Raw genomic sequence first — 14,353 nt, forward strand, 5'->3', positions numbered from 1 at the left:
ATGGTAATTGGCACGCCCTTGAAACTTGGTAAAAACCTTGCTGCCTTGCGGCAAAACAAACCGCTTATTCATTGCATAACCAATCCGGTGTCAATCAAGCTTGTCGCCGATATTCTTTCCGGCATGGGCGCTTCTCCCATTATGGCAAGCCATCCTGAAGAAGCCGCTGAAATAACCCAAAAGAGCGATGCGCTGCTTGTCAATCTCGGTATGCTGACACCGGAAGTCTTCAACGCCATGAAATTAAGTGTTGCCGCCGCAAACGCAAGAAATATTCCTTTTACACTCGATCCAGTTGCCCATTTTGCAACTCGAATGCGTCGCGATGCTGTCAAATATCTCATCGCCCAACAGCCCGCCATCATTCGCGCCAATGCTTCTGAAATCCTAGCTCTCTCCACAGCACATCATGGCAAAGGCGTTGATAGCATAGCCGAACTGGAACAAGCCGAAACAGCTGCTCGTGATCTAGCAGCCCGCCAGCAATCTATCATCGCCATGACTGGTGAGACCGATCTTGTCACAACACCAGACACAGCCTTCTCCATCAAAGGTGGCTCCCCCTTGATGGAAAAAAATATCGGCAATCGGATGCACTCTCAGCGCTCTTTGCGCTGCCTTTTCAGCTGTTACAGGACCAGCTGAAGCGGCATTGACAGCATTGGCACTTTTCAAACAAGCAGGCCAAATCGCCACCCTTCATTCACAAGGTCCGGGTAGCTTTATCAGCCACTTCATTGATAGCCTCGTCCAATTAAGTGATGGAACCCTTGCTTTTGAGGCTCATATTGAACAAGTTTAATCAGCTGCTTTTTGGCTGATCTTGGCATCCGCGAAAGTTGCCATTTGTGCATGGGTCAATACAGCCGCTTTAACAACACCTGCAGCCATGGCTGCACCTGTGCCCTCGCCAAGCCGCATACCGAGATTAAGCAATGGTACCTTACCAATCTTTTCCAGCAATTTTATATGGCCAGGTTCAGCAGAAACATGCCCAACAATACAATGATCAAGGGCATGAGGATTGCTTGCATGTAATATAGCCGCGGCTGCAGTTACAACGAATCCATCCAATATAACCGGAATTTTTTCCATACGCGCGGCAAGAATAGCCCCGACCATAGCCGCAATTTCACGTCCGCCCAAACGACGCATAACCTCAAAAGGATCATTACAATATGACTTGTGCAAATCGACGGCTGCTTTAACAGCAGCCACCTTGCGCTCATAATAATGACCAGTCGAACCCGTACCCGGGCCTGTCCAATCCTCAGCCGCCCCCCCATAAAGAGCATGGGCAATGGCTGCAGCAATTGTCGTATTACCAATTCCCATTTCGCCAAGACATAAAAGATCGGTACCACCGGCAATTGATTCCATTCCAAATGCCATCGTCGCAGCCGCACCACGCTCATCCATGGCTGCGTCCTTGGTGATATTCATTGTCGGATAATCAAGCGCCAGATCAAAAATCTTCAATCCCAAATCATAAGCGACACAAATCTGGTTGATGGCAGCACCACCTGCTGCAAAATTTTCAACCATCTGTTGGGTAACCTCACGGCCAAATGGCGTTATTTCTTCATCTGTCACCCCATGATTACCAGCAAAAACAGCCACCAAAGGACGGGTAACAATGGGCTTTTCCTCGCCACGCCAGCTGGCATACCAAATAGCAATATCTTCAAGTTTTCCCAATGCACCTCGTGGTTTTGTCAGCTCGTTCTGGCGCTTGCGCGCCAAAGTTGCTGAAAACTCGTCAGCCTGTGGCATTGCAGTTAAAAGGGCACGAAAATCATCAAAAGGGCTTACGCTCACAAAAATAATCCTGTCTTGATCTTGGGGTTAGGCTATAGAATCGTCTATATCCAAATTCTATACCCATCTTCATCATTGATTTCAAAGGAATGAATATTTTTGACAAAATTTGTTGCTTCACTCCTTCGTGCATTGGGATTTCTCACCCGTATTCCTATCCCCTCAGCTGCCTATGCCGATAAAGGTACGATCGCCGATGATGCCTATATCTTCCCATTAGCCGGCGCCATTATCAGTAGTATTTGCGCGATAATTCTTATCATATGCATGATACTAGGATTCTCGGCCCTTACCGCTTCATTCATGGCAATCTTGGTCATAACCGTCATGACTGGCGCCCTACATGAAGATGGGTTAGCAGATGTTGCGGACGCCTTTTTTATGCCTAAAGATATACAAACACGGCTAAAAATCATGAAAGATTCGCATATTGGTACTTTTGGTGTGTTGGCTTTAATCGGAAGCATCGGATTAAAAACATTACTGTTTACCGAATTGGCGGGGCAAGGGTACGCAATTCTTTTCTGTACACTCATTGGTGCTGATTGCATGAGCCGCAGTGCCATGATCTGGATATGGACAACAACCCCCCTCGTCCGGCCTGATGGCGTAGCAGCCCAAGCGGGAAGACCAGATGGCCAACAAGCCAGCAAAGCTATTCTTATAGCTTCTCTCATAGTACTTTTAGCCGAATTCATATTAAGCGGCATATTAGCCTCAATCTTGGCTCTTCTCGTAACCGCACTTTCCGGTTATGCCTTTAAAAAACTAACATTGAACAAGATCGGCGGGCATACCGGTGATGTATTGGGAGCTTCACAACAAATCACCTATATTGGTTTTTTGATTGGAACACTGCTTGGACTAGGCTAGAAACAAATCTTAAAAGTCACAACAAGAAGATATTGCAAGTACCCTCATATTTGACATTCAACATATCAGCCGAAAGAAAGTCATAATGAATAAATTCTGGATATTGATCAGTATTATCGTTATCGTCATTCTTCTTTTAACATTTCGAGACAATTCATATCCGACATCCATGAGTTCAGATAATATTGCTCAGCTTACTTTTTATGGCTTGTGGGGACTTCTTTTAGCATCCGGCATTCTTGGCTCGGGCATAAAGCTCACCCATTTTATCCGTAACGGCCTGATATGGGGTGCCACATTTTTACTGCTCATCATCGGTTATAATATGCGCTATGATCTGCAGGATTTCGGCCATCGTGCTACTGCCGGTCTCATCCCGGGCAGTCCGGTCACACGCTACAATGAAGATGGGCTAACTGTTACACTAGAGCGCATGCAAAGCGGCCATTTTGAAGCGCGTGGACAGGTAAACGCCACCAATGTCAGCTTTATGATTGATACAGGTGCCAGTAACGTTGTCTTATCCTATGAAGACGCACGCCGCATCGGAATTGATGTCAACAAGCTCCTTTTTACAACTCTCGTCAGCACAGCCAATGGCAAGACCGAAGCTGCACCTGTCTGGCTCGATACCCTGAAAATCGGTGATATCCAGCGCGATAACATTGCTGCACTGGTTGCCCAACCCGGTGCATTAGACGGCAATCTGCTTGGTATGAGTTTTCTGGATCGTCTAAGTGGTTACAGTATCCGCGGCGACCGGATGATTTTAGTCGATTAGTTCATTTGATCTGTTGCAAAATGCTGGCGCACATTATGATAGGCTTTTTGTAATATATCGGTTGTCGCATCATAGGCAGTCGCTTCTGTTGATAATATCTGCCGCCACAAACGGGCACCTTTTTCCCCATGAAACATACCGATCATATGGCGTGTAACATGTGAAAGACGCCCACCTCTCTCGATATGACGCGCCGTATAATCTATCATTGCCGCAATGATATCATCATAATTGACCGTTTCTTGAGGAGCACCAAAAAGAAGATGGTCAACATCTTTTAATAGCAAGGGATTATAATAAACAGCCCGTCCTATCATCACGCCATCAACTTGTCCAAGATGCAGCAAGCCTTCATTCAATGATTGAATGCCGCCATTTATCCCAATAAAAATATGACTGTTTTTTTCTTTTAACCGATAAACACGCGAATAATCCAAAGGCGGAATATCTCGGTTCTCTTTGGGACTTAATCCTTGCAGCCAAGCCTTACGCGCATGGACCCAAAAGGCATCAACACCTTCTTTCAAAACAGCTTCCGCTAGTTGATCAAGCGCCTTTTCACTATCTTGATCATCAACACCGATGCGGCATTTGACCGTAACCGGAATGGAAACAGCCTGTTTCATAGCACGCACACATCGCGCGACTGTATCCGGCTCGCGCATCAAACAGGCACCGAATACACCAGACTGTACACGATCTGATGGACAACCGACATTCAGATTGATTTCATCATAACCGAAATCGGACGCGATACGCGCTGCCTGCGCCAATTTTTCAGGGTCACTTCCCCCCAACTGCAAAGCCAGTGGATGCTCATATCTATTAAACTCGAGAAGCCGATTTCTATCGCCATGAATAACAGCATCTGCGACCACCATTTCGCTATAGAGAAGGGCTTCCTTCGACAACAAGCGATGAAAAAAACGACAATGACGATCCGTCCAATCCAACATTGGCGCCACAGCAAAACGTGGAAAATTATCCTTATGATATAGCACAGTCATGCAAGCCATTGTTCCAATCGGCCAAGAGCCTCATCCATCTTCATGGGATCACCCGCATAGGAAAATCGCATAGTACGATGTCCCTCGATAGGATCAAAATCAAGCCCGGGCGCTGCGGCTACATTAATTTGTGCCAACATTTTTTTGGCAAAATCCATACTGTCATTGGTGAATCGGCTGATATCACAATAAGCATAGAATGCACCATCAAGCGGCGCCATAAGATCAAGCCCCATTTTCGGCAACCTTTCCATAAAAAGGGCACGACTTTGACGATAATTATCCTTGATCTTATCCAGTTCTGCCGTTGCATCAAAAGCCGCGATAGCTGCACGCTGCGACAATTCAGGCGCTGAAATATAAAGACTCTGTGCTATACACTCGACACGGCGCACCAGATTTTCCGGCAACACCATCCAACCGATCCGCCACCCTGTCATGCAATAATATTTCGAGAATGAATTAATAACTGTCACATCGTTATCAAAAAACAAAACAGTCAGATCATCCCTACTATAATTCAGACGATGATAGATTTCATCAGAAATGATCTTGATATTGTTTTCTTTCGCCACATCGACAATTGCACGCAAAGATTGCGCATCCAGCGAAACACCCGTAGGATTTGCAGGCGACGCAAAAAGAACACCTTTCAAGGATTTTTCTCTGTGGGCTTCCAATAAAGATTCTGCGGTCAAGGCACCGGCGCGTCTCTCATCGGTAGCAATCTCAACAACATCAATACCCACAGCCTTCATGATATTACGATAGGCGGGATAACCGGGACGGGTAATCGCCACACGATCACCAACATCAAAAAGCGCCAAAAAGGCCAGATTAAAGGCGGCAGAAGAGCCGGTCGTCACAACAATCCGCTCTGCCGGGATATCAAGGTTATGATGTTGCTGATAATATCGGGCAATCTTTAATCGCAATGACATAAGCCCCAAAGCATCCGTATAACCGATAGAACCACTTTTAAGAGAGACTTCGGCAGCAGCCAATATCGGGGCCGGTACTTTTGCAGAAGGCTGTCCGAGCGCCATAGATATGACAGGGCGCCCTTCATCAATGGCTTTATTGGCCGCGGCCAATACATCCATTGCATAAAAAGGCTGCACGTCACTGCGTGATGAAAAGCTATCCAAGTAAATTCTCCTGAGAAATATCTGGCATTAAAGCTACAGTGCCGTATAAATGCCTGAAAGTCATGCGTTTAACAAGGCTGATCTTTTATACAATTTGTGCAATTTCATAGGCAGTTTGATGAATACCTCTATATCCCGATTTCTTATAGTCTATTGGAAAAAAATACAAAAACTGCCCCGAAAGGCACTGGCCAGCATACTGATTCTGTCTCTTGCTTTCAGTCAGTGTGTTGTAACATCAGCACAAGCCCAAAATGCTGTTCGAATCATCCGTGATGCCGAAATAGAACAACTGGTTGCCGATTACACCATTCCTATTTTGAAAGCAGCTGGGCTGAATGCCAATAATATCGAAATCATTATTGTTAACGACCAAAGCTTCAATGCTTTCGTAGACGGGCAACGTATTTTCGTCAATATCGGTACACTGATGCAGGCAGAAACCCCGAACGAAGTTATCGGTGTATTGGCACATGAAACCGGCCATCTGGCAGGCGGCCATCAACAGCGCCTGCGTGAACAGCTCAAAACAGCACAAACACTTGCTGTTATAGGATTGCTTGTCGGCATTGGCGCAGGCATTGCCGGCGCCTCTACCGGCAATAGCGAAGCAGCCGGCGCCGGTGGCGGCATTGCCGCAGGTAGTCAAGAAATGGCCATGCGCTTTGTCCTAAACTATCAGCGCAGCGAAGAATCGGCGGCTGATCGTTCAGCCATCAATTATCTCAATAAGACGCAGCAATCTCCGAAAGGAATGTTGACGACATTTGAACGCTTCTCAACAGCACTATCCCTATCAGGTGCACGGGTTGACCCTTATCGCTCTAGCCATCCCTTGCCGCGAGAGCGTATCGCAGCACTTGAAAAACTGGCTCATGCCAGCCCCTATTATGACAAGAAAGACCCACCGGAGCTGCAGCACCGCCATGATATGATGCGGGCAAAAATTGCAGCCAATACCGGCAAATTTGCTGAATTGCGACGTATGTTCAAAGATGATCCACGCGGCCTTGCCGCCCGCTATGGTGAAGCCATTATGGCAGTCGGAAGCGGTTCACCCAAAAAAGCAATGCCCAAAGTAACCGCACTCGTTAAAGAGCAGCCCAACAATCCTTTTTTTCAGGAACTTCTGGCTGATCTGTTGATTAAGGCTAATGATCCAGCTGGGGCAGCCGCAGCCTATAAACGCGCCTCCGATCTTGACAACAACCGCTCCAGCCTTTTGCGCATCAGCTATGGCCGCGCCTTATTGCTCACCAATAACCCCAAAGACGTGCAAACTGCCATCACTGAAATCAAACGAGGAATTGCTCGTGAACCTGAGTTTTCTGCAGGCTATGGCTATCTCGCTATGGCGTATGGGCGCACCGGACAAACCGGCCTTGCCGATCTTGCAACTGCCGACATGCATTATTATTCAGGCAATCGCACACAAGCACAAGTATTTGCCACCCGTGCACAACAAAGACTAAAACCGGGATCGCAAGACTGGTTGCGTGCGCAGGATATTCTGAATACAACTAAACCGGTCAAGAAAAAATAACGGGCTTTTGCCATTTCTCAAAAAGGCTTTAAATATGAAAATTCTGCACATTCCATCCGTAGCGGTATTAGCCAAATACAAGACAGCACTGGCCCTCGTCACATCCTTGACGCTTTCAGCCATAATACCCGTTACTGCACAAGCAGCACCCGTGGATGAACAACTAGTAAATCAAATCAAAAGACAACTTTTAGAAGACAAAGACTTTATCGCCCAAATAGGTCAAAAGACACAGGCTAAAGATGAAGAAAAAATCCAGCAGGTTGTCAAAGACTATCTATTGAAAAACCCTGAAATCCTCGTAAAAATGCAGGATGAGCTAACAGCAAGACAAGAAGCCGAAATCGTCAAGAACCAGTCAAAAATCATCGAGACGATGAAAGATAAAATCTTTTCATCCCCGAATGATTTCATTTTGGGTAATAAAAACGGAAAAGTCACAATCGTGGAGTTTTTTGATTATAACTGCGGCTATTGTAAACATTCTTTCCCCGACATGCAGGCTCTGATCAAAAATAACCCTGACGTCAAATTTATTCTTAAAGACTTCCCTATTTTAGGACAAGAATCATTCAAGGCCCATATCGTTGCCCACGCCTTTCAAAAGATCAGCCCTGATAAATATGCCGCTTTCCATACCGCAATGATGACCCGTGAAGGGCGCAGCACCGAACAAACCGCTATTGATGTCGCCAAGTCATTAGGAGCAGATGAAAAAAAGCTTCGCGAAACCATGAAAAATCCAGATATCCAGAAGCCGTTCATGGAAAATGGTCAGATCGCTTATGAACTGAATATTAATGGTACGCCTTCATATATTATAGGAGACCAAGTCTTTGTTGGCGCTGTAGGTGGTGATATCCTGCAAAAAAAGATTGATACAATTGAAAAAGCGCAATAAGCGTTTCATCATCTTTTGACATATTGCTTACTGATAGAAGGCAACAAAGCGTTTCATTGGTAGTGCTTGACGGCAAGAGATGTGCTTTATGTTGATAAGGGCGCTAAAATAGCTGAATGATATCGAATTTTGGCTTTCGCTTTTTGTTTAACGCACTTATAACGGAAAAGCGCTGTTCTATGGTTCTAGATATTATATCTGAGCAACATGATGGCGCTGATATGATCGGCCTTATCCAATAAGGCAAATAAATTTAAAGAAGCGGCCCCTTCGGGCTGTGCAAGACGTACTGATCGTAAGATCAAGGAGTTGAATAAAATGGCAACAAAAGATTCAAGCGCCAATAAAAATACAGGCTTCAACACAGATCTGATCCGTGATCTTGCTGGCATCCTCAATGACACCAATCTTTCTGACATTGAGGTTGAACAGGGTGAAATGCGCATCCGCGTATCACGCAGTGCCGCACCGGTTGCACAAACCGTTTACGCCCCTGCTCCTGCCACTGCAGCACCTGCCGCCGCTTCTGTCGCACCAAGTGCGCCAACAAAAGAAGACACCTCAAAAAATGCTGTGCCGTCTCCAATGGTAGGCACTGCCTATCTTGCACCGGCACCGGGTGCCTCTGCCTTTATTAAAGTCGGACAGAAAGTGAGCGAAGGTCAGACCCTGCTCATCATTGAAGCCATGAAAACAATGAACCAGATTCCTTCCCCGCGTGCCGGCACGGTTACAGCCATTCTTGTTGAAGATGCGCAGCCTGTTGAGTTTGGTGAACCTTTGGTTATTGTTGAATAGGGCCTGATGAGATGATCCAGAAAATCCTTATTGCCAACCGCGGCGAAATTGCGCTTCGCGTATTGAGGGCCTGTAAGGAGCTCGGCATCAAGACTGTCGCAGTCCATTCTACTGCCGATGCCGATGCCATGCATGTCAGGCTGGCCGATGAAAGTGTTTGTATTGGCCCCCCGCCATCACGCGATTCCTATCTCAATATCCATCAAATTGTTTCAGCTTGTGAAATCACCGGTGCTGATGCGATCCATCCTGGCTACGGTTTTCTATCTGAAAATGCCAAATTTGCTGAAATTCTTGAAGCACATGCCATTACCTTCATCGGCCCAACCGCCGCCCATATCCGTATCATGGGTGATAAGATCGAAGCCAAGAAAACAGCCAAGCGTCTTGGTATTCCCGTTGTTCCAGGCTCTGACGGCGGTGTAACCGATGACAAAGAAGCCGCTCGCGTTGCTGCTGAAATTGGTTTTCCCGTCATTATCAAAGCGTCTGCTGGCGGCGGTGGACGTGGCATGAAAGTTGCCCGTACTGCCGAAGAATTGCCAATTGCCCTACAGACAGCGCGTAGTGAAGCCGGTGCCGCCTTTGGTGATGATGCTGTCTATATTGAAAAATATCTTGAAAAACCGCGCCACATTGAAGTTCAGGTTATGGGTGACGGTGCAGGCAACGCTATCCATCTTGGAGAACGCGACTGTTCATTACAGCGTCGCCACCAAAAAGTATGGGAAGAGGCAAACTCCCCTGCCCTTAACGCCGAAGCACGTGAAAAAATTGGCAACATCGTTGCCAAAGCCTGTGCCGAGTTAGGTTATCGTGGTGCGGGAACAATCGAATTTCTCTACGAAGATGGCGAGTTCTATTTCATTGAAATGAACACCCGTTTGCAGGTTGAACATCCCGTAACCGAAGCCATTACCGGTATTGATCTTGTCCACGAACAGATTCGTGTGGCATCCGGTGGTGGCCTGTCAGCCAAACAAAGCGATATCCATTTTTCCGGTCATGCCATTGAATGCCGTATCAATGCAGAAGACCCGCTTAACTTTACACCATCACCGGGACTGATCACACATTTCCACACACCGGGTGGCCTAGGTATCCGCGTCGATTCCGGTGCCTATTCAGGCTATAAAATACCACCCTATTACGACAGCCTTATTGGTAAGCTCATTGTCCATGGTCGCAACCGTATCGAATGTATGATGCGCTTACGCCGTGCTCTGGATGAATTTGTTGTTGACGGTATCAAGACCACATTGCCGTTGTTTCAAGATCTCATCGACAATCATGATATTGCCAATGGTGATTATGATATTCACTGGCTGGAAAAATATCTGGCTGCCAAATCAGCTGATTCAGCCTGACGTCACTTGACTAACAATTCAAATACAAATCTTACACCTGCGCTTTTGCTTCAAGCCTATGCGCAGGGTGTTTTTCCGATGTCGGATGGGGCCGAAACGGTTGATTATTATTGGGTGCGTCCCAAGCTACGAGGCATTATTCCTCTCAACCATTTCCACATTTCCCGCAGCCTGATGAAAAAAATCAACAAGGCACCTTTTGATATACGCTTTGATACAGATTATGACGGCGTGCTTGACGGTTGTGCAAAATCGCGCAAAGGGCGCCGCTCAACATGGATCAATAGTACCATACGTCAGGCTTATGGCGAGCTGTTCAAACTGGGTTACTGCCATACAGTTGAGGCATGGGAGAATGAAAAACTTGTAGGCGGCCTCTATGGAATTGCATTGGGAGGCGCATTTTTTGGTGAAAGTATGTTTTCTTATGCAACAGATGCATCAAAAATCTGTCTGGCGCATCTTGTTTCACATTTAAGAGCCCATAAATTCATATTGCTGGATACGCAGTTTATTACAGACCATCTCGCCCGATTAGGCGCGATAGAAATACCGCAGGAGGACTATGAAGTCCTCCTTGTCAATGCATTAAAAATAGATACATCATTTTAAAACAAATGGCAGAAAAGTCTGCCATCTATTTATTCAGCCGATACAATTTCACCGTCATGCCACTTGAACATCGAGAAAACCTTCGATGTCATATCACCACGATCACCATAAGTGACCGTACCAATTGTCGTCTTGATCGGCTCACCACTCTTGATCATTTTGGCAACAGCTTCCGGATCGTCACTCGAACCGGCCTTTTCAATACCGTAGGCAAGAACCTGTACGGCAGCATAAGCGTTCATCGTAAAGGTTTCAGGCGGAATGCCCTGTGCATCAAGAGCCTTCACAGCTTCGGCAGCAGCAGGATCTTTACGCACATCAATTGGATTGGTGAACATTGTACCTTCGGCAGCCTTGTCAGCGATCGCCCATAATTCAGATGTTGTAAAACCATCTCCGCCAATCAATGGCGCTTCCAACCCCTGTTCGCGCATTTGTTTGAGCAACAGCCCTGCTTCCGGATGATAGCCGCCAAAATATACATAATCGACCTTCTCATCCTTAAGTCTTGCAACAATCACGCTGTAATCTTTTTCCCCAGGCGTAATAGAACCATAATAGACTTCTTTTACCCCTCCGGCATTGAGCGCATTCTTAAACGCATTGGCAATACCTTCGCCATAAGTCGCCTTATCATGTATAACAGCAATACGCTTATCCTTGAAATGCTTGATCACATAATCAGCGGCATAATCGCCCTGCTGATCATCACGACCAATAGTACGGATAACATTCCACATACCACGAGCCGACAATTCCGATGTTGTCGATGATGGTGTCACCATCAAGATGCCGTTTTCTTCAAGAATATTGGAAACAGGCATAGCCGAATTCGATGTAACCGGTCCTACGACATATAAAATACCGTCTCCAGCAATCTGGTTAGCAACTGACACACCTTGTTTTGGATCAGCAGCATCATCATAAACTTTCAAAACCAGCTTTTCGCCGTTCACGCCACCCTTTTTATTGATCTCCTCAACAGCAACCTTGGCACCATTTCTGGCCTGTATGCCATAGGCGGCAACAGAGCCTGAGACAGGGCCGATAAATCCGATTGTGATATCTGCATAAGCGGCACTCGCCCACAGGGATCCTGCGACAAAAGCTGCAGAGACTTTTACAAAACGGGACAAACGCATACGGATCTCCTTCATGAAATTATTATTAAAATCCTTATCCCATCTTTGGGTGTAAGGATCAAGAAAAGTCAATCTTTCATATCAAGATGACCTAACGAGTTCAATAAACAATATCCAAGAAGAAAAAATGGTGCGGTCGAGAAGACTCGAACTTCCACGGGTTGCCCCACAGCGACCTCAACGCTGCGCGTCTACCAATTCCGCCACGACCGCACTCGCATGAATTCCTTACCTTCTTACAAAGAGGCAAGTTCTCCTGCAAATTCACAATGTCTAAAAAAACCATAGTCAAACATGTGAAACCGAATATGTCGGTTCGCGGCATGTAACAAATCAAGCCGGTCTATACAAGCCCCTTTTGTCGGATAAACATATTATTTTTCCATTCCTGCCTTATGTCGACAATTCAGTGCATGGCGTTTTTATTCAATGCATATTTTATGCTTTGACCTTATCATTAATTCTCAAGTTTTATTTGAATGCTTGCAAAGGGCTAACAGACCCCTCTATAAGGCAAAAAAAGATTATACGGACAAAGAACATGACAGACAGCATCATCAGACTAAAAGACAAGAAACCATTATTTGAAAATGGTCGTCATCGTGCCGTCTATCTTCATCCTGAAAATGATAATCTTCTTATAAAGGTCGTCCGTCCCAATCAGGAAGAACGATATAGTCGTGACCCTAAAATCAAACGGATTTTTAGATCAACCGGTGCCACATCGATCAATCTTTATGAATTCACCGAAGCGTTGCGCAAACATTTAGGTCCGGAACACAAACAACCTCATATTTTTACACCTGTAAGCCTATCACGCACGGATATGGGATGGGGGCTGATATGTGAGGTCGAGCGTCATAAAGACGGTTCTTTTGCGCGAAACCTTCTACAACTCAAAGATGAATTGAAAGATTATCGCGAAGCCTTCCAGCAGTTTCATGATTGGATTCATCAAACAGATACAATCATCACCGGAATCAAGTTGGAAAACATTGTTATGAGCTGGCGGGACAATAAACCGGAGCTTGTTATTATTGACGGTATCGGACGGCGGCACACTGTATTTTTGCGCCCCTTCTTTGCTTCAATAAACAGATCCAAGAATATCAAACGTTTTCACAAGATCATGCGTGCCGCAAATCTCGATAAAGTATGGCCGGAAATGCTAAAGAGTTAAAACGCAGCGCTCTATTCTTTTTCCAACCATAAAGACTGGGCATCCTTTGCAAGGCGACGGTAAAAACAGCTTCTACGCCCTGTGTGGCATGTTAAACCGTCTCCCTCGACCAAAACCTTCAACCAAAGGCAGTCCTGATCGCAATCAATATGTGCTTCCTGAACACGCAACACATTACCGGACGTCTCGCCCTTTTTCCATAACTTCTGCCGTGATCGCGACCAGAAATGGGCAACACCGCTTGTCATTGTCAGCTGCAATGCCTCTTCATTCATATGCGCAACCATTAAAAGCTCACCGCTTTGAAAATCTGTAATAACAGCCGTTAGCAAACCTTGCGAATCGAAACGTGGAGCAAAAACATCGCTCTCTTCCTGCTGGTGCTGATCACTCGAAGGCTTTGCAAAAGACATTATCAACCGCGCAATCCACGAACCATAGACATGAAAACAGCCTGTGCTTTTTCATCTTTTTCATAAGTACCACGGAATGTCGCCGTAATAGTTGTCGCTCCCATCTTCTGCACACCGCGCATTGCCATGCACATGTGCTCGGCTTCAATCAACACAGCAACACCGCGTGGCTGAAGGTAATCATTCAAGGAATCTGCAATCTGCGCTGTAATGCTTTCTTGTGTCTGCAGACGACGTGCAAAAATATCGACCACACGTGGAATTTTTGAAAGGCCAACAACCTTGCCATCAGGCAAATACCCGATATGAGCCTTCCCGATAATTGGCACCATATGGTGCTCGCAATGAGAGAAAAAGGGAAGATCACGCACAATAACCGGCTCATTATAACCGGAAACCTCTTCAAAAACCGTTCCCAAAATTTCTTCCGGTGATTGGTTATAACCACCAAAAAGTTCGCCATAGGCACGGACAACACGCTCGGGCGTCTTCAAAAGTCCTTCGCGATCAGGATTATCACCTGCCCATAACAACAATGTGCGAACGGCTTCTTCTGCTTCACGTTGACTAGGTCGCTTAGGCGCATCCCGGCCATCCGTTTTGGCATCGACATGTTTTACCGTTTTCATCGCGTCACTCCATTGATGTCATTCCCCCTGCATAAACACAGCAAAAGGCTTGGCGCATTCTCTTGAAGCCACTATATAACGATAGACGGCAGGAATAAAAAGATCGTTTATAGATTGAAACGACATTTTTGGATAAATGTT

The 14,353-nt window shown here is 46.0% G+C and carries 16 protein-coding genes and 1 tRNA gene; 10 read left to right on the forward strand and 7 right to left on the reverse strand.

Annotation, left to right across the window (positions count from 1 at the left end):
• Both thiM and ACYZ97_RS05130 read left to right on the forward strand, forming a co-directional pair.
• Positions 1–645 (forward strand): hydroxyethylthiazole kinase, encoded by a 645-nt coding sequence (thiM, locus tag ACYZ97_RS05125; protein ID WP_473300639.1) that lies wholly within the window; start codon positions 1–3, stop codon positions 643–645.
• Positions 587–802, forward strand: a complete 216-nt coding sequence (locus ACYZ97_RS05130) for a hydroxyethylthiazole kinase (protein WP_473300640.1) — start codon at positions 587–589, stop codon at positions 800–802. Before thiM ends, ACYZ97_RS05130 begins: the two co-directional genes overlap by 59 nt.
• Here ACYZ97_RS05130 and cobT read toward each other — a convergent pair.
• The gene (gene cobT, locus ACYZ97_RS05135; protein WP_473300397.1) at positions 799–1,818 is read right to left on the reverse strand and encodes a nicotinate-nucleotide--dimethylbenzimidazole phosphoribosyltransferase; all 1,020 of its coding nucleotides are present in this window, start codon (positions 1,816–1,818) and stop codon (positions 799–801) included. The two genes, ACYZ97_RS05130 and cobT, sit on opposite strands and share 4 nt — an antisense overlap.
• A 99-nt stretch (positions 1,819–1,917) precedes the next feature.
• On the opposite strand from cobT, the gene cobS reads away from it, so the two are divergent.
• On the forward strand, positions 1,918–2,691 hold the full coding sequence (cobS, locus tag ACYZ97_RS05140) for an adenosylcobinamide-GDP ribazoletransferase (protein ID WP_473300398.1): 774 nt from the start codon (positions 1,918–1,920) through the stop codon (positions 2,689–2,691).
• 85 nt (positions 2,692–2,776) lie between these two features.
• The gene (locus tag ACYZ97_RS05145) at positions 2,777–3,472 is read left to right on the forward strand and encodes a TIGR02281 family clan AA aspartic protease (protein ID WP_473300399.1); all 696 of its coding nucleotides are present in this window, start codon (positions 2,777–2,779) and stop codon (positions 3,470–3,472) included.
• On the opposite strand, the gene dusA is transcribed toward ACYZ97_RS05145, so the two are convergent.
• Together dusA and ACYZ97_RS05155 are read right to left on the reverse strand one after the other, a co-directional pair.
• Entirely contained in the window at positions 3,469–4,479 is a 1,011-nt protein-coding gene (dusA, locus tag ACYZ97_RS05150) for a tRNA dihydrouridine(20/20a) synthase DusA (protein WP_473300400.1), read from the reverse strand. The genes ACYZ97_RS05145 and dusA overlap by 4 nt on opposite strands.
• Positions 4,476–5,627 carry a pyridoxal phosphate-dependent aminotransferase gene (locus tag ACYZ97_RS05155; RefSeq protein ID WP_473300401.1) on the reverse strand — a complete coding sequence of 384 codons (1,152 nt, stop codon included), beginning with the start codon at positions 5,625–5,627 and terminating at the stop codon, positions 4,476–4,478. The genes dusA and ACYZ97_RS05155 overlap by 4 nt, the downstream gene beginning before the upstream one ends.
• A 118-nt stretch (positions 5,628–5,745) precedes the next feature.
• Here ACYZ97_RS05155 and ACYZ97_RS05160 point away from each other — a divergent pair, with 118 nt between their 5' ends.
• The 5 genes from ACYZ97_RS05160 to aat all read left to right on the forward strand — a co-directional run bounded on the left by ACYZ97_RS05160 (position 5,746) and on the right by aat (position 10,848).
• On the forward strand, positions 5,746–7,170 hold the full coding sequence (locus ACYZ97_RS05160) for a M48 family metalloprotease (protein ID WP_473300402.1): 1,425 nt from the start codon (positions 5,746–5,748) through the stop codon (positions 7,168–7,170).
• Positions 7,171–7,204: 34 nt separating this feature from the next.
• A complete protein-coding gene (locus ACYZ97_RS05165) occupies positions 7,205–8,071 on the forward strand; it encodes a DsbA family protein (protein ID WP_473300403.1) in 867 nt (288 codons plus the stop codon).
• Positions 8,072–8,389: 318 nt separating this feature from the next.
• On the forward strand, positions 8,390–8,869 hold the full coding sequence (gene accB / locus ACYZ97_RS05170; RefSeq protein ID WP_473300404.1) for an acetyl-CoA carboxylase biotin carboxyl carrier protein: 480 nt from the start codon (positions 8,390–8,392) through the stop codon (positions 8,867–8,869).
• 11 nt (positions 8,870–8,880) lie between these two features.
• Positions 8,881–10,236, forward strand: coding sequence for an acetyl-CoA carboxylase biotin carboxylase subunit (accC, locus tag ACYZ97_RS05175; protein WP_473300405.1), 1,356 nt, complete (start codon positions 8,881–8,883; stop codon positions 10,234–10,236).
• A 6-nt stretch (positions 10,237–10,242) separates the two neighbouring features.
• A complete protein-coding gene (aat, locus tag ACYZ97_RS05180) occupies positions 10,243–10,848 on the forward strand; it encodes a leucyl/phenylalanyl-tRNA--protein transferase (protein WP_473300406.1) in 606 nt (201 codons plus the stop codon).
• A gap of 29 nt (positions 10,849–10,877) precedes the next feature.
• Here the strand turns inward: aat and ACYZ97_RS05185 are convergent, their stop codons facing one another.
• Together ACYZ97_RS05185 and ACYZ97_RS05190 are read right to left on the reverse strand one after the other, a co-directional pair.
• Positions 10,878–11,990, reverse strand: a complete 1,113-nt coding sequence (locus ACYZ97_RS05185; RefSeq protein ID WP_473300407.1) for an ABC transporter substrate-binding protein — start codon at positions 11,988–11,990, stop codon at positions 10,878–10,880.
• A gap of 128 nt (positions 11,991–12,118) precedes the next feature.
• Positions 12,119–12,203, reverse strand: a tRNA-Leu gene (locus tag ACYZ97_RS05190).
• Positions 12,204–12,531: 328 nt separating this feature from the next.
• Here ACYZ97_RS05190 and ACYZ97_RS05195 point away from each other — a divergent pair.
• Positions 12,532–13,170, forward strand: coding sequence for a YrbL family protein (locus tag ACYZ97_RS05195; protein ID WP_473300408.1), 639 nt, complete (start codon positions 12,532–12,534; stop codon positions 13,168–13,170).
• Positions 13,171–13,181: 11 nt separating this feature from the next.
• On the opposite strand, the gene hisI is transcribed toward ACYZ97_RS05195, so the two are convergent.
• The gene (gene hisI, locus ACYZ97_RS05200; RefSeq protein ID WP_473300641.1) at positions 13,182–13,586 is read right to left on the reverse strand and encodes a phosphoribosyl-AMP cyclohydrolase; all 405 of its coding nucleotides are present in this window, start codon (positions 13,584–13,586) and stop codon (positions 13,182–13,184) included.
• On the reverse strand, positions 13,586–14,212 hold the full coding sequence (folE, locus tag ACYZ97_RS05205) for a GTP cyclohydrolase I FolE (RefSeq protein ID WP_473300409.1): 627 nt from the start codon (positions 14,210–14,212) through the stop codon (positions 13,586–13,588). Before folE ends, hisI begins: the two co-directional genes overlap by 1 nt.
• Between the last annotated feature and the right edge of the window lie 141 nt (positions 14,213–14,353).

It is taken from the genome of Bartonella sp. bp_1 (assembly GCF_055808085.1).

What these genes read in the sequence shown, in the direction of transcription:
- ACYZ97_RS05185 (WP_473300407.1), bottom strand. Translation starts at nt 11,990, where the DNA reads ATGCGTTTGTCCCGTTTTGTAAAAGTCTCTGCAGCTTTTGTCGCAGGA.
- accC (WP_473300405.1), top strand. Translation starts at nt 8,881, where the DNA reads ATGATCCAGAAAATCCTTATTGCCAACCGCGGCGAAATTGCGCTTCGC.
- ACYZ97_RS05195 (WP_473300408.1), top strand. Translation starts at nt 12,532, where the DNA reads ATGACAGACAGCATCATCAGACTAAAAGACAAGAAACCATTATTTGAA.
- dusA (WP_473300400.1), bottom strand. Translation starts at nt 4,479, where the DNA reads ATGACTGTGCTATATCATAAGGATAATTTTCCACGTTTTGCTGTGGCG.
- accB (WP_473300404.1), top strand. Translation starts at nt 8,390, where the DNA reads ATGGCAACAAAAGATTCAAGCGCCAATAAAAATACAGGCTTCAACACA.
- ACYZ97_RS05160 (WP_473300402.1), top strand. Translation starts at nt 5,746, where the DNA reads ATGAATACCTCTATATCCCGATTTCTTATAGTCTATTGGAAAAAAATA.
- folE (WP_473300409.1), bottom strand. Translation starts at nt 14,212, where the DNA reads ATGAAAACGGTAAAACATGTCGATGCCAAAACGGATGGCCGGGATGCG.
- ACYZ97_RS05145 (WP_473300399.1), top strand. Translation starts at nt 2,777, where the DNA reads ATGAATAAATTCTGGATATTGATCAGTATTATCGTTATCGTCATTCTT.
- ACYZ97_RS05165 (WP_473300403.1), top strand. Translation starts at nt 7,205, where the DNA reads ATGAAAATTCTGCACATTCCATCCGTAGCGGTATTAGCCAAATACAAG.
- thiM (WP_473300639.1), top strand. Translation starts at nt 1, where the DNA reads ATGGTAATTGGCACGCCCTTGAAACTTGGTAAAAACCTTGCTGCCTTG.